This is a genomic window from Lysinibacillus sp. OL1 (genome assembly GCF_004332175.1).
In the GTDB taxonomy this organism is placed as follows: Bacteria; Bacillota; Bacilli; order Bacillales_A; family Planococcaceae; genus Lysinibacillus; species Lysinibacillus capsici.
In genome coordinates this window covers 24,872-45,639 of record NZ_SJDS01000008.1, presented here as the reverse complement: position 1 = coordinate 45,639, position 20,768 = coordinate 24,872, and the positions used below count along the sequence as shown (strand labels likewise).

At 35.8% G+C, this 20,768-nt stretch carries 21 protein-coding genes and 1 pseudogene; 17 read left to right on the top strand and 5 right to left on the bottom strand.

Features of this window, described 5'->3' with window-relative positions; translation table 11 throughout:
* Window positions 1-46: 46 nt before the first annotated feature.
* Genes EW028_RS15005 through moaD form a run of 5 tightly spaced genes read left to right on the top strand, consistent with a single transcriptional unit; the run spans window position 47 to window position 3,557 of the window.
* Window positions 47-1,063 (top strand): thiazole biosynthesis adenylyltransferase ThiF, encoded by a 1,017-nt coding sequence (locus EW028_RS15005; protein WP_131521457.1) that lies wholly within the window; start codon window positions 47-49, stop codon window positions 1,061-1,063.
* A gap of 13 nt (window positions 1,064-1,076) precedes the next feature.
* Window positions 1,077-2,366 carry a molybdopterin molybdotransferase MoeA gene (locus EW028_RS15000; protein ID WP_131521456.1) on the top strand — a complete coding sequence of 430 codons (1,290 nt, stop codon included), beginning with the start codon at window positions 1,077-1,079 and terminating at the stop codon, window positions 2,364-2,366.
* On the top strand, window positions 2,336-2,854 hold the full coding sequence (mobB, locus tag EW028_RS14995; protein ID WP_131521455.1) for a molybdopterin-guanine dinucleotide biosynthesis protein B: 519 nt from the start codon (window positions 2,336-2,338) through the stop codon (window positions 2,852-2,854). The genes EW028_RS15000 and mobB overlap by 31 nt, the downstream gene beginning before the upstream one ends.
* Complete coding sequence (locus tag EW028_RS14990; protein WP_048392456.1) at window positions 2,851-3,327, top strand: molybdenum cofactor biosynthesis protein MoaE; 477 nt, start codon at window positions 2,851-2,853, stop codon at window positions 3,325-3,327. The genes mobB and EW028_RS14990 overlap by 4 nt, the downstream gene beginning before the upstream one ends.
* On the top strand, window positions 3,324-3,557 hold the full coding sequence (gene moaD / locus EW028_RS14985) for a molybdopterin converting factor subunit 1 (RefSeq protein ID WP_131521454.1): 234 nt from the start codon (window positions 3,324-3,326) through the stop codon (window positions 3,555-3,557). The genes EW028_RS14990 and moaD overlap by 4 nt, the downstream gene beginning before the upstream one ends.
* 37 nt (window positions 3,558-3,594) lie before the next feature.
* Here the strand turns inward: moaD and modB are convergent, their stop codons facing one another.
* Entirely contained in the window at window positions 3,595-4,251 is a 657-nt protein-coding gene (modB, locus tag EW028_RS14980) for a molybdate ABC transporter permease subunit (RefSeq protein ID WP_054550421.1), read from the bottom strand.
* 3 nt (window positions 4,252-4,254) lie between these two features.
* Window positions 4,255-5,034, bottom strand: coding sequence for a molybdate ABC transporter substrate-binding protein (gene modA / locus EW028_RS14975; RefSeq protein ID WP_131521453.1), 780 nt, complete (start codon window positions 5,032-5,034; stop codon window positions 4,255-4,257).
* 163 nt (window positions 5,035-5,197) lie between these two features.
* Between modA and EW028_RS14970 the strand changes: the two genes are divergently transcribed.
* From EW028_RS14970 to EW028_RS14935, 7 genes and pseudogenes are all read left to right on the top strand, one after another.
* Complete coding sequence (locus EW028_RS14970) at window positions 5,198-6,124, top strand: helix-turn-helix transcriptional regulator (protein WP_131521452.1); 927 nt, start codon at window positions 5,198-5,200, stop codon at window positions 6,122-6,124.
* 228 nt (window positions 6,125-6,352) lie between these two features.
* Complete coding sequence (locus tag EW028_RS14960) at window positions 6,353-6,979, top strand: trimeric intracellular cation channel family protein (protein ID WP_227744964.1); 627 nt, start codon at window positions 6,353-6,355, stop codon at window positions 6,977-6,979.
* 111 nt (window positions 6,980-7,090) lie between these two features.
* A pseudogene (locus EW028_RS14955) lies at window positions 7,091-7,253 on the top strand (IS3 family transposase); the annotation flags it as partial.
* Between the two features lie 231 nt (window positions 7,254-7,484).
* A complete protein-coding gene (locus EW028_RS14950) occupies window positions 7,485-8,123 on the top strand; it encodes an HD domain-containing protein (RefSeq protein WP_131521450.1) in 639 nt (212 codons plus the stop codon).
* Window positions 8,124-8,530: 407 nt separating this feature from the next.
* Window positions 8,531-9,454: a LysR family transcriptional regulator gene (locus EW028_RS14945; protein ID WP_131521449.1), complete on the top strand. Its 924-nt coding sequence runs from the start codon at window positions 8,531-8,533 to the stop codon at window positions 9,452-9,454.
* 140 nt (window positions 9,455-9,594) lie between these two features.
* Window positions 9,595-11,121: a succinyl-CoA:acetate CoA-transferase ScpC gene (gene scpC, locus EW028_RS14940; RefSeq protein ID WP_131521448.1), complete on the top strand. Its 1,527-nt coding sequence runs from the start codon at window positions 9,595-9,597 to the stop codon at window positions 11,119-11,121.
* 805 nt (window positions 11,122-11,926) lie between these two features.
* Complete coding sequence (locus EW028_RS14935; protein WP_131521447.1) at window positions 11,927-12,841, top strand: Gfo/Idh/MocA family protein; 915 nt, start codon at window positions 11,927-11,929, stop codon at window positions 12,839-12,841.
* A gap of 687 nt (window positions 12,842-13,528) precedes the next feature.
* On the opposite strand, the gene EW028_RS14930 is transcribed toward EW028_RS14935, so the two are convergent.
* From EW028_RS14930 to EW028_RS14920, 3 genes are all read right to left on the bottom strand, one after another.
* Complete coding sequence (locus EW028_RS14930) at window positions 13,529-14,167, bottom strand: HD domain-containing protein (RefSeq protein WP_131521446.1); 639 nt, start codon at window positions 14,165-14,167, stop codon at window positions 13,529-13,531.
* A gap of 364 nt (window positions 14,168-14,531) precedes the next feature.
* Entirely contained in the window at window positions 14,532-15,437 is a 906-nt protein-coding gene (locus tag EW028_RS14925) for an SDR family oxidoreductase (protein ID WP_131521445.1), read from the bottom strand.
* A 25-nt stretch (window positions 15,438-15,462) separates the two neighbouring features.
* The gene (locus EW028_RS14920; RefSeq protein WP_131521444.1) at window positions 15,463-16,215 is read right to left on the bottom strand and encodes an SDR family oxidoreductase; all 753 of its coding nucleotides are present in this window, start codon (window positions 16,213-16,215) and stop codon (window positions 15,463-15,465) included.
* Between the two features lie 163 nt (window positions 16,216-16,378).
* On the opposite strand from EW028_RS14920, the gene EW028_RS14915 reads away from it, so the two are divergent.
* From EW028_RS14915 to EW028_RS14895, 5 genes are all read left to right on the top strand, one after another.
* Complete coding sequence (locus EW028_RS14915) at window positions 16,379-16,918, top strand: TetR/AcrR family transcriptional regulator (RefSeq protein WP_131521443.1); 540 nt, start codon at window positions 16,379-16,381, stop codon at window positions 16,916-16,918.
* Window positions 16,919-17,205: 287 nt separating this feature from the next.
* The gene (locus EW028_RS14910; RefSeq protein ID WP_131521442.1) at window positions 17,206-17,892 is read left to right on the top strand and encodes a GntR family transcriptional regulator; all 687 of its coding nucleotides are present in this window, start codon (window positions 17,206-17,208) and stop codon (window positions 17,890-17,892) included.
* Window positions 17,858-18,529 carry a DUF2848 family protein gene (locus EW028_RS14905; protein ID WP_131521441.1) on the top strand — a complete coding sequence of 224 codons (672 nt, stop codon included), beginning with the start codon at window positions 17,858-17,860 and terminating at the stop codon, window positions 18,527-18,529. The genes EW028_RS14910 and EW028_RS14905 overlap by 35 nt, the downstream gene beginning before the upstream one ends.
* A 16-nt stretch (window positions 18,530-18,545) precedes the next feature.
* Window positions 18,546-19,814: an MFS transporter gene (locus EW028_RS14900; protein ID WP_131521440.1), complete on the top strand. Its 1,269-nt coding sequence runs from the start codon at window positions 18,546-18,548 to the stop codon at window positions 19,812-19,814.
* 5 nt (window positions 19,815-19,819) lie between these two features.
* Window positions 19,820-20,608, top strand: coding sequence for a carbon-nitrogen family hydrolase (locus EW028_RS14895; protein ID WP_131521439.1), 789 nt, complete (start codon window positions 19,820-19,822; stop codon window positions 20,606-20,608).
* The last annotated feature ends 160 nt before the right edge of the window (window positions 20,609-20,768 follow it).

The following is a 20,768-nucleotide window of genomic DNA, read 5'->3' as shown; positions in this document are numbered from 1 at the left end:
ATGAAAAGGTCAAACGAAAATTCATAGAAAGAAAGGCCACATACGTATGCAAAATAGATATTCTAGACAACAATTATTTCACCCTATCGGACAAACTGGGCAACAATCCCTTCAGCAAAAACACGTCCTTATTATAGGTGCGGGGGCATTGGGGAGTGCTAGTGCAGAAGCGCTTGTGCGAGCAGGTATTGGCAGGCTGACACTCATTGATCGTGATTATGTAGAGTGGAGTAATTTACAAAGACAGCAATTATATACAGAGCTAGATGCACAAGAAAAAATGCCCAAAGTTATCGCAGCTAAAAAGCGTCTCCAACAAATAAACACAGAGGTAGAAATTCATGTCGGCATTATGGATGCTTGTACAGAGACCTTGCTACCATTACTAGAAGATGTTGATGTGATGGTCGATGCGACCGATAATTTTGATGTTCGTTTTGTCATGAATGACCTTGCGCAAAAATATCGTATTCCTTGGGTATATGGCTCTTGTGTTGGTAGTTATGGTGCGACTTACACGGTTGTACCAGGTAAAACGCCTTGTTTGCATTGCTTATTAAAGGTGATGCCCCATACAGGGATGACTTGTGATACCGTTGGCATTATTAGTCCAGCAGTTCAAATTGTTGCTGCTTATCAGGTGGCAGAGGTTTTCAAGCTGCTTGTTGGAGATGACAAAGCCTTACGAAAAAGCTACTTAACGTTTGATGTTTGGCAAAATCAACACTATGAAATCAATGTGGAGAAAATAAGGCAAGGTGATTGTCCATCTTGTGGCGACAAGCCGACCTATCCTTACCTATCCTATGAAAATCAAACGAAATTACAGATCCTTTGTGGCCGAGACGCGGTACAAATTCGACCACCAAAGCCCATTTACTATTCGCTTGATCAGCTGGCAAATCAGCTCCGTTCCCACGGAGAAGTCCAGGTTAATCCTTATTTGCTATCTTGCCAAGCGGACGATTACCGAATCGTTATTTTCCAAGATGGGCGAGTTGTGATACATGGTATACAAGATATACAGAAAGCCAAAAGCATTTATTATCGTTTATTAGGTTAAGGGAGTGTACCAAATGGTAGAAAAAAGACAACCAATTCCTGTGGCAGAAGCCGTTCATCGTGTAATGGACTATGCCTTTCAAGCAAAAAAGGAGCATGTGTCATTAACGCAAGCACATGGACGCTTTATAGCACAAGCTATTAGAGCCGATCATGATGTACCTGCTTTTGATCGTTCACCGTATGATGGCTATGCCATTCGTTCCGTCGATAGCCAAGAGGCATCTTCACAGCGTCCAGTCCGCTTTCAAGTCGTTGGAGAAATTGGCGCAGGCTATGTCTATGAAGACGTAGTTGGCGATTATCAAGCAGTCCGCATTATGACCGGGGCCCCGATACCGCAAGGATGTGATGCAGTGGTCATGCTAGAATTAACCCAAACATTCGAAGAAAATCACCAAAAGTACATGTCGATTAAACGACCTTTTGAAGCAGGTACTAATATTTCCTATAAAGGGGAAGATGTGCAGCAAGGCGCAGTCCTCATTGAACAAGGCCAATATATTAACCCGGGTGTGATGGCCTTACTTGCTACTTTTGGCTACGAGCAAGTACCTGTTTATCGTAAAACAGTTATTGGTGTGCTTGCCACTGGTAGCGAATTACTAGAGCCAGGTGAAGCTTTACAGCCAGGTAAGATTCGCAATAGTAATGCCTATATGATGATGGCGCAAATTGAGCGTGCTGGGGCAGAAGTGAAATATTTCGGCAAGTTGAGCGATGATCTTACATTATGTATTGAAAACGTAGAAAAAGCCTTACAGGAAGTAGATATTTTAATTACAACGGGTGGCGTTTCCGTAGGTGATTATGATTATTTACCAGCTATTTATGAGGCGATCGATGCAAAGGTATTGTTTAATAAAATAGCGATGCGTCCAGGTAGTGTGACAACGGTTGCTGCTCGCAACGACAAATTATTATTTGGTCTTTCTGGTAATCCTTCAGCCTGCTATGTTGGCTTTGAGCTATTTGTACGTCCGATTATACGTTCTGCATATGGGCATACTCAACCACATTTACGCAGAGAGCAAGCTATTTTAGGGGCTGATTTTACAAAGCCAAATCCCTTTACACGCTTTGTACGAGCTTGTATCGAATATGAAAAAGGGAAGCTCGTAACTGTCCCATCTGGGTTCGATAAATCGAGTGCAGTTTCATCTTTAGCGACAGCCAATGCATTCATTGTTTTACCAGGTGGCTCTAGAGGCTATGAAAAGGGTATGCAAGTGGATGTCCTTTTGCTAGAAGATCTGCAAGGAAGTGAGTGGCCTTGGGACAATATCGAAAAATCTTACAGATAGTTGGCTATCAAAATAGTGGGAAAACAACATTGATGGAGCAATTGATCAAGCAGGCTACAATGGAAGGGCTAAGGGTAGGAACCATTAAGCATCATGGACATGGTGGAGTACCGACGATCGAAACTTCCAAGGATAGTAGTCGGCATGAGCAAGCAGGTGCGGTTGTTACAGCAGTGGAGGGGGCGGGTACTTTACGTATGAGTATCCACCAAAATAGCTGGCAATTGGCTGATATACTAGCGATTTATGAGTCCCTTCCACTGGATATCATGCTAATTGAAGGGTATAAAAATGAACATTATCCGAAGGTTGTGCTGCTGCGCACTGCACAGGATCAAGTACTACTACAGCAAGTAACCAATATCCTCTGTGTGATTTATTGGCCAAGCTGTCCGCTTGATCTATCCCTTGCAATCCCTGCTTTTTCGATTCATGAAGAATCACAATATATGGAATTTTTGTTGACAGAAATGAGGGAAAAACTATGACGACAGCGTTATTTGAAGTTATCGATCAACCAATAGATGTGGAGGAAGTAAGACAAAAAGTCCTTAGTCGAAATGCTGGAGCCATCACATTATTCATCGGTACAGTGCGTGAAATGACAAATGGTAAAAAAACGATGCATTTGGAATATCAAGCCTATCCAGCAATGGCGATTAAAATGTTTGAACAGATTGCCAAGGAAATACAAGAAGAGTGGCCAGAAGCAAAAGTAGCCATCACCCATCGTGTCGGTCATTTAGCTATTTCCGATATTGCCGTAGTGATTGCTGTGTCATCACCGCATCGTAAAATAGCTTACATGGCGAATGAATATGCAATTGATCGCATAAAACAAATCGTGCCCATATGGAAAAAAGAACATTGGGAGGACGGGACAGAGTGGATTGGTGATCAATTAGAAAATGTTCCCTATCCGCAAGGGAAACCAGCCATTCAGGAGGAGGAAAACCTGTGATTAACATTTTATTATTTGCCCACCTACAGGAAGCACTAGGTGAATCAAAGCTATCAGTAGAGCTGTCAGATGTGACAGTTGCGCAGTTAAAAGAGTGGATGGAAATGCGCTACCCTCAGCTATCATTACAACAGATCATGACAGCGGTTAATGAAGAATTTGCAACGGATACGACGATTGTCAAATCTGGCGACACAATCGCCTTTATTCCACCGATCAGTGGGGGATAAGCAAAAAGAGGTAGTTGGCTAGAGCCAACTACCTCTTTTATACTTTCAGGATATGGATACTAAGAAGTAAAAGGAAGGAAATGGCGATCATACACAGAACCCATGTCCAGGCAAGGGTCATGTTTCCAGAATCGATGGCCATATATATTGCTAGCGGTGTTGTTTGTGTTTTCCCTGGAATATTTCCCGCAAACATAAGTGTCGCTCCAAACTCACCCAAAGCTCGTGTGAAGCTTAGAATCCCACCAGAAACAAGTGCCTTTAATGCAAGGGGAATGGACACATAAAGAAAGACCTGCCATTCATTCGCTCCATCCACACGTGCTGCATTTTCAATATCTCGATCGACAGAGGCAAAGCCAGTTTTAGCTGATTGATACATTAATGGAAAGGCAACGATTGTAGAAGCGATGACGGCCGCCCACCATGTGAACATGATAGGTTGATCGAATAGCCAGATAATGATATCTCCTAACATACTATTTTTCCCGAAAATGACGATAAGCAGGAAACCGACTACTGTAGGAGGTAATACCAATGGTAACAGCAATACCGTTTCTAGCACTATTTTGCCTTTGAAATCATGGGTTGCCATCCATTTACCCATTAAAATACCTGCTATAATAGCGATGATCCCTGCAACAAAAGCAATTTCGATCGAAAGCCTAAGTGGAGACCAAAAATCGGTACTCATCTTTTATTGAGCCCCTTTAAATCCATACTTTTCAAAGACATCCATAGCTTCATCACTTTGTAAGAAGTGATAAAAATCCTCCGCCTCTTGTGCATGTTTACTAGCTTTTAGAACACCTACAGGATAAATAATCGGTGCGTGCATAGCATCATCGGCAGTTGCCACGACATTGACCTTATCAGAGACAAGGGCATCTGTTTTATAGACCATACCTGCATCCACATTTTCTGTTTCTGTATAAGTAAGTACTTGACGTACATCTTTTGTATACACTACTTTTGATTCGAGTGAATCCCACAGTTGCATATTTTTTAATGTGTCCACACCATACTGTCCGGCAGGAACCGTTTCGGGCGTACCGAGTGCAATTTTTCCTGCTTGTTGTAAATCTTCAAAGGATTGAATTTGCTTTTCATTGCTTTTAGGCACGATTAATACTAAATCATTGGCTAAAAGATCCGTTCCTAGCTTTTGATCGATCATTTCTTTCTCTACAAGCGCATCAAATTTATCCTTTGCTGCTGAAAAGAAAAGGTCTGCAGGAGCCCCTTGTAAAATTTGTTGCTGTAAAGCACCTGAACCTCCAAAGTTATAGAGGATTTTGATTGTATCGTGTTGTTGTTCATAAGTTGTTTTCAGTTCTTCTAAGGCATCCTGTAGACTAGCTGCCGCAGAAATTGTTAGTTCAACTGGTTCGTTTGTTGCCGCCTCTTGGTTACCACAGGCTGCTAATAGTCCAACTAGTACTAACAGTGTCGCAAATAAACGATAATATTTTTTCACGATGAGTATACTCCTTTTATTACTCGTTATAACAAGACATAACTAATTATAATCAGATATAAATAAAAAAGAAAGTTAGTAAGGGTAGAAAATGTCAAGATGTTCATAAGGCTATAAATACGTTACCATGTAAAATAGAGGCTTATAGGAGGAGAACTTTTACATGTCACAAGAACAATCCTATACGATTGAAGAGGTTGCACAATTATTAAAGGTTTCAAAATTAACAATTTATGATTTAGTGAAAAAGGGTGATTTGCCAGTTTTCCGCGTAGGGCGACAAATGCGGGTAGATCGTGCTGACTTGCAAACCTATATACAAAATCGAAAAACAGGTAGTATGCCAGCTTTGGCACAGGCTTCCATAGCCACTCCGACTAAAAATCACGCGAAAATTATAGTGAGTGGGCAAGATTTAGTATTAGATATTTTAGCAAAATATATCGAGAAACGACGATCTACGAAAGTATTACGCTCACATGAAGGTAGTTTTAATGGTGTAATGGCGTTGTATCACGGAGACTGTGATATTGCGAGTTTACATATGTTTGATGGGGATACAGGAGATTATAATACTCCTTATGTAAAAAAAATCTTTGTCAGCCATGCCTTTGTTCTCATCAATGTTGTATCACGTAAAGCAGGTTTCTATGTTCAAAAGGGGAATCCGCTGGAGATACGCACATTTGAAGATTTCCAAACAAAGACATTCACATTCATCAACCGTGAGAAAGGCTCAGGTGCTCGTACTCTGTTAGATGAGCAATTGCGCATTCACGGTATCGCTCCATCCACGATTGCAGGCTATACCCATGAAGAAATGAGCCACCTCGATGTCGCCTCTGCAGTTGCCAATGGACGTGCAGATGTTGGGATTGGCATTGAAAAAATCGCCAAGCTTATTCAGGTCGATTTTATACCGATGGTCACTGAACGTTACGATATTGTGTTATTAAAAACACCAGAAAATCAACCGCTCATCGATATGGTGAAGGAGATTTTAAATACACCTGATTTCCAATCTGAAGTAGCTGCATTAGGAGATTATGACATCTCTTTAATGGGCCAAGTCATGTATGAAACGCTATAATCAAAAATTCATATTGAGTTTAATAAAAAAATCAATTACAATTCTAACTAGGAAATTTTATGGTCGTTGTGTCAATTAGTATGGCACAGCAGCTATATTTTTTATGATAAATGGTGAGATGGATAAATTAGTAGGTACTACTGCTAGGATATTAGCCCACCATAAAATAGCTTGCGTACTCAATGCGCAACTATTTTATGGTGGGCTTTTTTGTATAGTAAAAAGGAGATGGATGATGTGACATGGTCAGTATTACATATCATTGGCATTATTGCCTACGCCATTAGTGGAGCATTTGTTGCGTTACAGGCCAACTATTCTTTTATTGGCATATTTGTGCTTGGTCTGACAACGTCTTATGGTGGTTCCATTATCCGCAATGTTGTACTGGATATCCCTGTGTCAGATATATGGGAACGGCAATCCTTATTAGTCGTTTTAGTCACGCTGACGACCATTTTATTTGTCAAAAGGAACTGGATTCATCATTGGAACCGCTGGGGCTATTTCTTTGATTCAATTGGCCTAGCTTCTTTCGCAATACAAGGCGGATTGTTAGCAAAAAGCTTACATCACGACCTAGGTATCATTATTATAGCGTCGATGTTTACTGGTGTTGGTGGAGGGATGGTTCGAGATTTGTTAGCTGGTAGAACACCGCTTGCATTAAGAGAAGAAATCCATGCTGTCCTCACATTTGTATGTGCCCTTTGTATATGGTTAGGGTGGGACAGCCCGCTTGAATTGTCAGTCATTGTTATTTTTATAGTAGTGATTCGCATGTTATCGGTGAATAATAAATTAAGATGGAAGCTTCCTTTTAAACATTCCTATAAGAATGCAGAGGAAAAATAGGTTGATTGTCGAAACGAACTGCCCTGTAAAAGTTTGACTCCAATCTTACTTTTATGGGAATTTTTTGTGTCTTTTGTAGACCCTTTGCTATGCGAGGGATTCCAAAGAGTTTTCCTGTATCTACAAGAATTTGAATCCATGGCATTATGAACAGGAATTACATCACTATATTCACTATTACAATCACAAACGAGTGAAGGCAAAATTAAAAGACCTAAGCCAGGTGGAGTACCGAAACTCAGGTCTTAGAAGTAGCTTAACTAAATATGTCTAACTTTTTTGGGTCAGCACATTTTGAAAAGTAAAATCAATTAACGATACAAAATTTATAGCTAAAAACAAGTAGTTTCCAATGTAATTACCTTACTTTAAAAATAATATCTAATATAGAAAAAAACTATGATTATCATAGAAATGATTTAATAGATAAATGATGTAAACTTTTTTAAAATGAAGATGGCCTTATGAAAATGAGGACTATTAGATTGGAAAGGTGTTTTAGATTATGCTTAATGAAGTAGCAGGTATTAAAATTCCAGATTCTATTTTAGCAAGGGATGCACGAGATATTTTAAGAGACTACGGAAATGATTTACTTTGGAATCATTCGAACCGTGTATTTCTATTTGGTGCCATTATGGGAAAAGAGGCAAAAAAGAATTATGATCTAGAGTTACTGTATATCAGTGCATTATTCCACGATTTAGGATTAACAAAAGAGTATAGCAGTCCAGATTTACGATTTGAAGTAGATGGTGCAAATGCTGCAAGAAGCTTTTTGCAACAATATCAAGTTCCAGAAGAGTCAATTCGTCTTGTCTGGGATGCAATAGCATTGCATACGACAATTGGAATAGCAGAACATAAAGAATCTGAAGTATCATTATTGTACTCAGGTGTAGGGTTAGACGTTATGGGGGATGGTTTTAAACAATTTCCAGCTGAATTGAGAGAAGAAATTGTACAAGCATTCCCACGTAATAATTTCAAACAAGACATTATTCCAGCTTTTTATGAAGGTTTTAAGCATAAACCAGAAACTACCTTTGGTAATATTAAATCTGATGTCGTTGAATTCTGTAAACCGAACTTTAAACCAAAGAATTTCTGTGAATGTATTTTACATTCACCTTGGAAAAGTTAATCAAAACATCAATCACAATTGTTTGTTCTAGGTGGGGTTTATACCATCAGCTTTAATCCAAGGGAGATATTTAGAGAATTTATTCATTTTATTTCGTTTTTATTTGATATAAGGGGATAATAAATAGTAAAACAACAAGAGTAGAACATGCTCTCAAGTATCTATAATAAAAAATGATAGGATAAAACAAAAAAGCCAACTACTTAAGAATAAGTAGTTAGCTTTTTTTCGTGTTAAACTTTATTCGGTTTACAATTTTGAGTAAGAGAACATTGTTCTCCATGTTCAATAATCGGACCATATTGTAGAATAATTCTTTTAGTAATAAAATTACTTTATACCAGATTATTATCTGACCATAAAACATGTAAAAATAGATAAAGTTTAATTAGAAAGGATTGAAATTGATGGAATTACGCCATTTAGAATATTTTTTAATGGTTAGTAAAGAACTACATTTTACAAAAGCAGCTGAAAAGTTAGGAATCTCTCAACCCACATTAAGTCATCAAATTAAGATTCTTGAAAAAGAGATTGGATATTCACTATTTAACCGTATTGGAAAGAAAATTGAACTTACACAAGTAGGGGAAATTGTACAAAAAGAAGCATTAAATATTCAAGGTTCCTTACAAAGTTTGTTTTCACAAATTACAGAATTTACGGAAGTAGAAATCGGGGAATTGAGAATCGCTGTGCTTCCAGGAGAAATAACTGATTTAGTATCTACTTTGTGTATTCTATTTAACCAGTTATATCCTAACATTAAAGTGTTCATTCAAACGACTGATCAAGTGGAAAAGGCTGTTTTAGAAAATCGAGCTGATTTCGGTATTGATTTCCAAATTAATACTAATGATTTATTGCAAGTGACTAAATTATATGATGAAGAATTTTATCTAATAGGTAATCAAAGTAATGATGAACAAAAAGTTTCATTTTCTTCTGTTTTAGATAGTCCTCTTATTTTATTTCCTAGTATGCATCAATGTAGAAAAATAATAGATAAAACTAGCTATGAGCTTGGAAAGCAAATAGAGCCTATTGTTGAAACGTCAAGTATTAAGTCTATCTTGAGTTTAGTTAGAAGTGGAGTTGGTTGTAGTATTGTATCCCGAACATTATATGAATTTTATGATACAGAGGATTTGTTTTTTCAAAAAATTGAAAACCCAACTTTAACCAGCACTGTTTATCTCGTAATGAAAAAGAACTGTTTTATTAATTATGCAGCACGTGAATATATTAAGTTATTAGTACGTGAAATCGAAAAGCTTTATTTTCACACAAACAAAGATGACATTAATTCCTTGCGAAGTTTTATATTATAGTTTTTTTCTATCATTATCATAGAAAGGATATGATAGACGAATAATGGAATCCTTTTTACAATTAAGAACAATCATGAATGCAATAGTCATTTTTGATATTTTTACTATCAAATTAAATAACTATTTAGAGGTGATTGTTAATGGAAAAAGATTTAAGCCAATTTATCAGAAATAAAGTGTTTTTGGACAAAGTTGTTTCTGCGGAGGAGGCAGCTTCTTGGATTGAAGACGGAATGAACATTGGAATGAGTGGATTTACACTTTTTGGTGAACCGAAAGAATTTCCACTTGCACTTTCTAAGCGCGGTGAGACAGAAGACTTCAAAATCAATCTATATACTGGAGCTTCATTAGGACCTGCTGCTGACCAATCAATGGCTGAAGCTGGGATCATTAACTTACGTGTTCCGTATCAAGGTAACCCTGTAATGCGTAAGAAAATCAATACTGGTGAAATATACTATATTGATCAACATGTATCACATACTGCAGAAGAGATAAGAAAAGGGTCATTAGGAAAAATTGATTATGCAATTATTGAAGCAGCTGCAATCACTGAAGAAGGTTATATTATTCCAACTGGTTCTGTTGGAAATTCACCTATTTTTGTGGAAAAATCTGAAAATGTTATCATTGAATTAAACACAACTGCTCCTAAAGCGTACGAGGGACTTCATGATATCCTTGTACTAGGGAATCAAGGTGAGCGTAGAGAGATTCCTATGTACAAAGTTTCAGATCGAATTGGAGAAATTGGAATTAAGGTTGATCCAGATAAAGTGAAAGGAATTGTTTTATCAGAACAGCCAGATATTCCTTCACCATTATTCGAGCCAAATGAAGAAACACAGCAAATTGCAAATAATTTATTAGAGTTCTTAGCTGGTGAAGTAAAAGCAGGACGTTTAACTGAATCATTAGCTCCATTACAATCTGGAGTAGGTTCTGTTGCTAATGCAGTTCTAAATGGTATGAAAAATTCTCAATTTAAAGATATCGAGGTTTTTTCTGAAGTATTACAGGATGGGATCTTTGACTTAATAGATGCTGGTGTAGTTAAATTTGCAGCTGGTACATCATTCTCCCTTTCAAAGAAACGTGTTGATTCACTATCTGCAGATTTAGAGAAATACAAAGATAAAGTTTTGTTCAGACCTCAGGAAATTTCTAACCATCCAGAAATTATTCGTCGCCTAGGAGTTATTTCATTTAACACAGCAATTGAAGTAGATATTTACGGAAACGTAAATTCAACTCATGTTAGCGGAACAAAAGTAATGAATGGAATTGGTGGATCTGGGGACTTTGCACGTAACGCTAGAATTACAATTTTTGTAACTTCTTCCCTAGCAAAAGACGGAGCTATCTCAACAATCGTTCCTTTTGTATCTCATGTTGACCATACAGAGCACGATGTAGACGTAATTGTAACAGAACAAGGATATGCTGATCTTCGAGGACTTCCACCAGTGAAAAGAGCAGAAAAGCTTATCGAAATTGCACATCCTAAGTACAGACCACAATTACGTGATTACTTTTTAGAAGCAAAAGAGAAAGTTGGTGGTCATACTCCACACATTCTTGAAAAAGCTTTCTCTTTCCATACAAACCTAAAAGAAAAAGGTACAATGTTGATTGAGAGAGAAAAGGTGAAAAATAATTTATAAAATTAAAAAAGCGTTACGGTCACCTGTAACATTGACCATACGTACTAGCATATAAAGCCCTCATTTTTAAAGAGGGCTTCCCACTTTAAAAATAAGTTTTATTGTTCTTAGAAAGTAAAATTTTACTTCTAGGAAAGAAAATTAAGATTTTATTTTCTTGCTGGAAGGTAGAATTATGGTAAATATTAGCATGCTCATAGAAAACAAATTTCAGACACTAAAAAGCCAACTACTTGTACTTTATGTAGTTGGCTCTATTGTACTAGGCTTTCTTTTTTTATAACTTTTCTCGCAAGATAGGAAAACAGATCTATGTAGTTTCAAAACCGATAGATACTCGGCGACTTAACTACCGATTGGCACACCTAGCATTTGAGAAACAGCTAATCCTGTAGTGGCTATACCCATCTTTTGTATTTTGTTAGAGGGAATTAACTGGGGAATAGCATGCGTGATTAATTTGATTTTAATCTTTTCTATTTCACTTACGTGTAAATTGAACTGTAGGGACCGAAAATAAATACAGTAAAACGTTACCCTCTTCATTAAATACAGGTGATCCTAAACCAGTTATTCAGAAGTTGGGACCTTAGGAATAATTAGTTTTAAAAGGAGAGCTTTGAAGATGTGTAGAAACTAATTGTAAACAACTGACCTAAGGATTGCGCCCTATTCTAAATGTGTGGATTATAAGTATAAAACTCTTCAAGATTTTCAGGTCCAAATTAAGAGTTATGTATACTTTGAAAAATTATTAAAATAGCTTTGATACCAAATTAAAATATGATAAAGGATGATTAATTCGATGAAACCTAGAATCGGAATGGTAGGACTGGGTGGCATCGCTCAGAAAGCATATTTGCCAATTCTTTCTAAAGAAATAGATTGGACATTTGCGGGTGCATTTTCACCCAGTAGAGAGAAGAGAAAGGTAATCTGTAATCAGTATCGTATAAAAGATTTCGATAGCTTACCAGCATTGGCTCAAGAGTGTGATGCCGTGTTTGTACACAGTTCCACTGAATCACATTTTAATGTGGTTTCGGAACTACTTTACAAAGGAATAGATGTATATGTTGATAAACCATTGGCAGCATCTATTTCGGAATCAGAAAAATTAGTCGAATTAAGTGGAAAATTGGGAAGAAAGCTTATGGTTGGATTTAATCGTCGTTTTGCTCCTATGTATGTAAAAGCAAAGGAAAAAGCAAATAATATAGCTTGGGTACGTGTTGAAAAGCACAGAACAGATAGTGTGGGTCCTTATTCTTATGGGTTCACAATGTTAGATGATTATCTCCACTTAGTCGATACAGTACGTTGGCTGGGTGATGGAGATCTTAATGTGTTGTATGGAACTGTTCATACGAACGATGAAAATCAACTTTTATATGCGCAGCATATGTATGAATCCTCTCAAAATATATCTTTCTCCACAGCTATGCATAGAAAAGCAGGAACGAATTTAGAACAAATAGAATTGATTACAGACGGAGCAATTATCCGTGTAAAAAACATGAATACAACAGAAATCGAAGAAGGAAATGTAATTTCTACAACCGTTTCTTCTTCATGGGATACAATATTAAAACAACGAGGCTTTGAAGATGCTGTAAAGCATTTCATTTATTGTATTCAAAATGATGAGCAACCACTCGTGGATGGGTTAGAAGGGTTAAAATCTCAACTACTTGTTGAACAATTAATAAAGCAAAAATAATTCAATTCATAAGATTATGGATATTAAATTAGTGCAAGTTTAGTAATGTCCCTTCTACATTCTACACATTGGGCCATTGGAAAAATTGAGGAGCTTCAACAGAAAGAGTGGTTAAAAAATAAAAAAACTACTCAGGAGAGCATCAAACTTTTTATAAAATCAACATAAATCAAAGGAATTTAAGCGAAGTGTGGACAGCCAATATGCCACTAAGTATATCAGGTGTTGGTCGATGTATTATTAACGGAACCATTGAATCCTTTTAGGGCACTTTGAAGTGTAAGAAGTATTATTTACATAAGCACGAGTCGTATGAAGGGATAAAACTGGCGATTGAAGACAATATTCATTGTTTTAATCGCTATTGCTAACAGAAATGATTAAGCGGCTTGAGCCCTTTAGAATTCTAAGCTCAAGCCGCTTAATACATTTTTATTATTACAATGTTTTACTTGAGTGGATATATTGGAAATTAACCAATATGCTTTTACTACAATAATTAATAGTATGTCTTGCCATTATGACAAAAGCTAGACAAACTAAATAAAATGGTTATGCACTATTTCTAATTAAATGTTTAAATAACTTATTAAGAAGGGATACATATAAATGAATTTTTATATCTCCCTGTGATTAAAAATGATATTATAAAGAGGTTCTAAACCTTTAAAATTAAATATTGATTTGCTAATTTTTCCAAGGTGAATGTAATATACATTCACAGAAATTTTTTTGTTTATAGTTCGGTTCAAAGAATTTAACGACATCAGCATTCATATTACCATAGGTAGTTTCGGGTTTGTGCTTAAAACCTTCATAAAAAGCTGGAATAATGTCTTGTTTGAAATTATTACGTGGGAATGCTTGTACAATTTCTTCTCTCAATTCAGCTGGAAATTGTTCAAAACCTTTCCCTATAACATCTAAAGATATACCTGAATTCAGTAATGATACTTCAGATTCTTTATGTTCTGCAATACCAACTGTTGTATGCAATGCTATTGCATCCCAGACAAGACGAATTGACTCTTCTGGAACTTGATATTGTTGCAAAAAGCTTCTTGCAGCATTTGCACCATCTACTTCAAATCGTAAATCTGGACTGCTATACTCTTTTGTTAATCCTAAATCATGGAATAATGCGCTGATATATAGTAATTCTAAATCGAACTTCTTATTTGCTTCTTTTCCCTTAATGGCACTAAATAAAAATACACGATTTGAATGGTTCCATAGTAAATCATTTCCATTTTCCCTCAAAATATCTTGTGCATCTTTTGCTAATTTAGAATCTGGAATTTTAATACCGGCTACTTCATTAAGCATCATTAAAACACCTTTCTTTTTAAAATTGCCTTTCGATAAAGGCTTCTTTATTGTAAAAGAGTATTTATCATTTATCTATTTGATAATTTCTATAATAATTATAGAAATTTTCTATCGAATGATCCCTTTTAAAGTAATAATGGAATGCTTTTTTACATTAAAATTGCAGTACTCTATAAAAACCTTCACTGCAGTTTTTGTAAAATCTAGTTCGTTGCTCACCATTAAAAAGCTCAATATATACCATTCATTATAAGGGTGGTAATCCTTCTCTCGTTAGTATTGCAAACGTTCTTTGGTTTATTCTACTTATTACTTGGTACTATTATCTCATTTCGGCCTACATTTCTAAAAAGTAGCTCGTTCACTTGTTTTTTTGAAGTAGATCATCTAAGCCTATTCTAGTGAGGAATTCTGTTCTAACACGATCAGCAACAATTGAGACCTCCTCTGAGCCATCATCCACTGGATCAATGTGTACTCGGTATGGTCTTTCACCTTCTGGTAGAGAAACAATACGTGCAATTTCATCAGATACCATAGATACATCAGCATCCTCAGGAGAAATAGCAGCTAGCTTTTCGCCTATTTGATCTATTAAACCATTGTACTTAGCATCGTATTCAGCTTGTACTTGTTTGTCTTGTGGTTGACCAGCGTTAATAAAATGATTCGTTCCACTAGTAAAAGAACCTGGTACTACGATTGAAGTTTCTATTCCAAATCGGGCAAGTTCAGCAGCATAAGAAACTGCCAATGAGTCCATACCAGCTTTTGCGGCAAAATAAGGGGCCAAGTAGGGTGGTGTTCCACCTTTAACACTTGAGCTAGACACCCAAATAATTAGACCTTGACCACGTTTCCGCATGTTAGGGAGCACAGCACGATTAACACGTTGAGTCGATAACACATTGATATTGTACATTTCGGCTAGTTGCTCAGGTGTAAACGCTTCTGCTGGACCAACAACCATATGTCCAGCATTATGGATTAAGACGTCGATATGAGTATGTTTTGTTAAAATCTCTCTCACTGCAGAATCAATAGAATTTTGTGAATTCACATCCATTTCAATTGCGTTAATATTTACCATATGTTTAGTCGAATAATCGATAACCGCTGTTACTTGATGAGCATTACGACCATTTGTTTCCCGCATACCTGCATAGACAATATGTCCAGCTTTTGAAAGTGTTCTAGCAGTTAGAGCACCAAATCCACTTGAAGCTCCTGTTATAACTATGACTTTCTTTTGTTCTTCACTCTTCATTATTTATTCCTCCTAATGTGAAAAATTAAGCAAGACCACCATTTGAAAAGATAACTTGTCCATTAATCCATCGTCCTGAAGTTGCTAAATATGTTACTGTGTCTGCAATGTCCTCTGGTGTACCAAGACGTTCAAGTGGTGCTGCTTTAGAAAGATTATCGATTGTTTGCTTATCTTTTCCATCTAAAAATAATGATGTTGCAGTTGGACCTGGAGCCACTGCATTAACGGTGATATCTTTACCACGTAATTCGCGTGCCAATATCATTGTCATTGATTCAACCGCTGCTTTACTTGCTACGTAAGCCCCGTATGTTGGAAATTGTGTACGAGTAACCGAAGTAGAAATATTAATAATTGCACCACCTTTGCGAACTCGTCGCGCAGCTTGTTGGGATATTACGAAAGCTCCTCGAATATTTGTGCGGTGCATTTTATCTAAATCGGCTAAGTTCAACTCAGCGATAGAACCGAGTAACATAATACCTGCTGTATTGATTACAACATCAATACCACCAAATTTTTCTTCAATTATATCGAAAGCTTTTTGCATAGCTTTTTCATCTGCTACATCTCCACCAATACTAATTGCTTTTCCACCTTGTTTTACAATCTCATTCACTAGAGTTTCTGCTTTGAGCTTATTACCAGAATAATGAACAGCAACAGCAAATCCATTTTTAGCTAGTTTTTTTACTACAGCTTGTCCAATTCCACCAGAGCCGCCTGTAACAAGTGCAACTCGTAAATCTTGTGTTTCAATAATTTTTTTTGTCATGATATTAACTCCTTTGCTCTTAAATAGTTGAAGTAGGTTACGATTATTTTAATTTGTAACCTATCAACACCACTATTATACATCGTTTAGTTACAAAGTCAACATTTTGTAACTTGGTTGTTATACTGTATAATGTAACTTAGTAAAACTAGGGGGTTCCATAATGGCAATACTAACAAAAGAGAAGATTTTTTCTGTTGCAGAAGACATTATTATGAGAAAGGGTGTACAAAAAACAACTCTTTCTGATATTGCAAAAGAACTTGGAGTTACACATGCGGCATTTTATAAACATTACAAAAATAAAGAGGACCTAATGCAGCAACTTGCACTTAGGTGGTTAAAAATTACTTCTAAAGAATTATTAGAATGGGAAGCTCCTAAAGATCTAAGTCCTGCTGCTGCACTTCATGATTGGCTTTGGCTTCTAGCAACTACCAAAAAAAAGCTTTATCATGACGACGAACGTATGTTTAGGTTATATACGGATTACTTAGAAGGCACTCAAATCCTTGTTAAAGAGCATTTAAAAGTATTAGCACAAAAAGCAGAATCCATTAGTGGATTAAAAGAAGCAGGATCTGCCATTATTACAGCATTTGTATATTTCCATAATCCATATTTTGCAGATCGCTGGGATAATGAGTTTTATAAGGAGAGTTTTGAAAGTGTATGGAAATTAGTTGAAAATAAAATTCCCTAAATTAATATAGTACTTAAATATTTGCAGTAATTATTTTTTGCATTTTGTTATCAAATAGATTTAAAAATAAAAAAAGATGTATGATAAAACGCCATTAACAATTGAAATATTGTAATGGCGTTTTTTTATATATATTACTACGTAAAAAAATTCTTTTCGATTTTGGGAAGGTAAGGTCGCAATAGAGCAAAATACAACTAAAATATAAAATATCAATTTAAAATTGACTGAACTTTAGAATTGTTGTAAAATCTCTGGTATACCACATACCACGAGGGGGGCTTCCAATGAAAAAAATAGAGACAGGTATGGCACTTAGAGATATAGCTTTTAAGGAAATTAAGAAATCCATTTTGAACTATGAATTATTGCCAGGACAAGCAATCTATGAGAGAGAATTGAGTGAAAAATTAGGAATAAGCAGAACGCCTATAAGAGAATCTCTGTCGTTGCTAGAAAGGGAAAAATGGATAGTTTCAAAGCCACGAGTAGGTACTTTTATAAAAGAAATTACAGAAGAAGATGTTATTGAAGTAATGGAAATAAGGATGATTTTTGACCGTTTTGCACTTGAAAAAATATGTGGGACGATTACTTTAGAACAAATAAATACTTTAGAGGAGTATGTTAAAGAACAAGAAAATAATAGAACAGATCAGCAAAAATTTATTGAGTTGGATAAGGAGTTCCATGCTCAAATCGTATCATTAACTAAAAATGAGCAAATAGAAAAGTGGTTTGAGGAAATTGGCGATAAGATAAGATGGTTTGGGTTAAAAGCCATTACTGAAAAATCACGTATTGAAGAAACAATTACTGAACATAAAGAAATTATAAAAGCTTTAAAATCACAAGATATAAATCAACTTTTATTAGCATCAAATAGCCACGTTGAAAATACTAAAAAAGAAGTGATTAATCAATTAAGGAGCAATTTAAATGAAGAAAACAATCAATTTACACCTTATCAATAGTGAGGTGAGAAAACATGAAATTGACATTAAAAAAGTAATTGTAGTGGGTTATGGTGGAAGGAATGTCGATAAAATCCAAGAACACATAGATGAATTAAAAGAATTGGGAATTGCACCCCCACCAAGTGTTCCTATGATATATCCACAAAATATTGAACAACTTAACTTTTCTAATGAATGTCATGGTAGCAAATTTTCTTCTGGAGAGGCTGAATATGTATTATTCCATGATGGACAAGAATGGTTGTTTACTCTAGGCAGTGATCATACGGATAGAGAGGTTGAAAAAGATAATATTTTAAAGTCTAAATTAGTATGTGATAAACCTCTAGCATCCGATTTTTGGAGACTGAAGGACTTAATAGAAGATTGGGATACTATCATTTTGCGATCGTATGTTACTTCTAATAGTGAAAGGTTTTTATATCAAGAAGACACTTTGGAAGCACTTTTAGAGGTGGATATTTTATTAGAAAAACTGAACAAGCTGGGGGAGATAGATTTAGAACATACCGTGATTTATTCAGGTACTGTACCTACAAAAAATGGTTTTGTCTTTGGTGAAAAATTTGAATATGAAGTTGAACAGCCAAAGCTAAACAGGAAAATAAAACATCATTATACTATTGTCAATTAAGTAAGGGGGCGCTTTTTTGAAAGAAAAACCAACAAAGGTTAGATGGGGACTAGCATTCTTTTTCTTTATCATCGGTGTAATCGCTTACATGGATAGGTCAAACATATCAATAATAGCAAAGCCAATGATGGATGATTTAGGTCTAGATAAAGTTCAGTTCGGGATGCTTGCATCATTATTCTCATTAGGTTACGCGTTAGTTCAAATTCCGGCGGGCTTATTGGCGGAAAAATTCGGTCCAAGAAAAATGGTCACTTTTGCATTAGTATGGTGGTCAGTATTTACTGGTTTAACTGGATTAGTTAAATCTCATGGTCTACTGTATGCAGTGAGATTCTTATTTGGAGTAGGAGAAGGACCCATGTTTCCGGCAAACGCTGTATTTAATACAAATTGGTTTAGACGAGATGAAAAGGCAAGAGCATCTAGTGCTTTATTAGCAGGTTCCTATTTTGGACCAGTTATAGCTCCAATCGTCACCGTTTATATCTATCAATATTTTGGTTGGCAAGCTGTGTTTTACATTTTTGGATTGTTAGGAATTATTATAGCTGCCGTATGGTGGGTTATAGCTAGAGACTATCCAGAGATTCATAAATTGGTTAACGAAAAAGAAAAAGAATATATATTAGAAGGCAGAGAAATTGTTAATACGGCTAAAGCTAGAGCACCTTGGAATACATTTTTGAAAAATTATAGATTTTGGGCAATAGGTCTGCAATATTTTGTTGTTTTGTATATCATTACGTTCTTTTTAGTTTGGTTACCTACTTACTTATTAGAAGATAGAGGATTTTCACTAAGTAAAATGGGATTTGCTGCGAGCCTACCTTGGCTAGCTATATTGATAACTGTAATGACTGGTGGTATTCTTTCTGACTACCTAGTACGTAAAGGTTTTTCAAAGCAAATATCAAGATCCTTTTTAGCTATATCAGGTTTAATAGTATTTATTATTTCAATGTACTTTGCTGTTATGACAGTATCACCTTATATGAATGTATTCTGGCTATCATTGTGCTTGGGATCACTAGGTTTCACTGTAGTATGTTCATGGGCCTCTGCTACAGACTTAGGAAGAAACTTTTCAGGCTCTGTTTCGGGTTGGATGAATTTGTGGGGAAATTTAGGAGCATTTGTATCACCATTGTTATGTGGTTGGTTAGCAGAAAATTTTGGCTGGAATATCACATTAGGAATGACTGTAATTCCTGTATTCATTGCAGCTATCTTATGGTTGTTAGTGAAACCAGATATTTCATTACTAAATAGACTTGAGGAGTGAGCTATATGAATTACTTAGTATTTCAAATGGAGCTAGAAGTAGGAAACCCAGAAAAGAATAGAAATATCATTGAACAGTGGTTAGAAGTTAACTACTATGAGGACTTAGATATTGTAGTTCTTCCAGAAATGTGGTCGACGGGCTATGCATTGAAAGAATTAAAAGAAATATGTAGTGTGGATGGCAATCAATCTATTGAATTTTTACAATTACTTGCTAAGAAGTTTAATGTAAATTTGGTGGGGGGCTCAATTGCTTTTTTAGAAGGTCGAGATATCTTTAATCGAGCAATTGTTGTAAATCGAAAGGGTGAAATTGTTCATACGTATGATAAGATACACCTTGTTCCGATGTTAGATGAGCCAAATTTTTTAACAGGTGGACTAAATCAAGTTGAAGTATTTGAGCTTGAAGGAGTGAAGATGGGCGTAATAACTTGTTATGATTTAAGATTTCCTGAAATTATTCGTGACTTAGCATTACAAGGTATTCAAGTACTACACGTCGTAGCAGAATGGCCATTAGTAAGAGAAACACATTGGAATACCTTACTTCGTGCACGTGCAATTGAGAACCAAATGTTTGTTGTTGGATCAAATGTAACTGGGACAAATCTAGGAGAAATATTTGCAGGTAACTCGCAAATTATAGACCCTTGGGGAGATATCGTTCAGAAATTAGATCAAGAGGTTGGAGGTATACGGGCTATATTGAATTTAGAAAAAGTACCACAAATCAGAAAAGAAGTTCCTATTTTTACTTCCAGAGTACCCGAAAAGTATAGAAAGTTATAATAAAGAGCTACTTCAAGGATGTTATCTTTGGAGTAGCTTTTAGATTTTAACATAGTGCTAATTTTTTATATAAAAGAAAAAGAAAGTGAAGCGAAACAAGAAAAGTAGGCATTCAATTTTATAAAGAATTAATCTTGATAAACGTAATCAAGATAAGCAT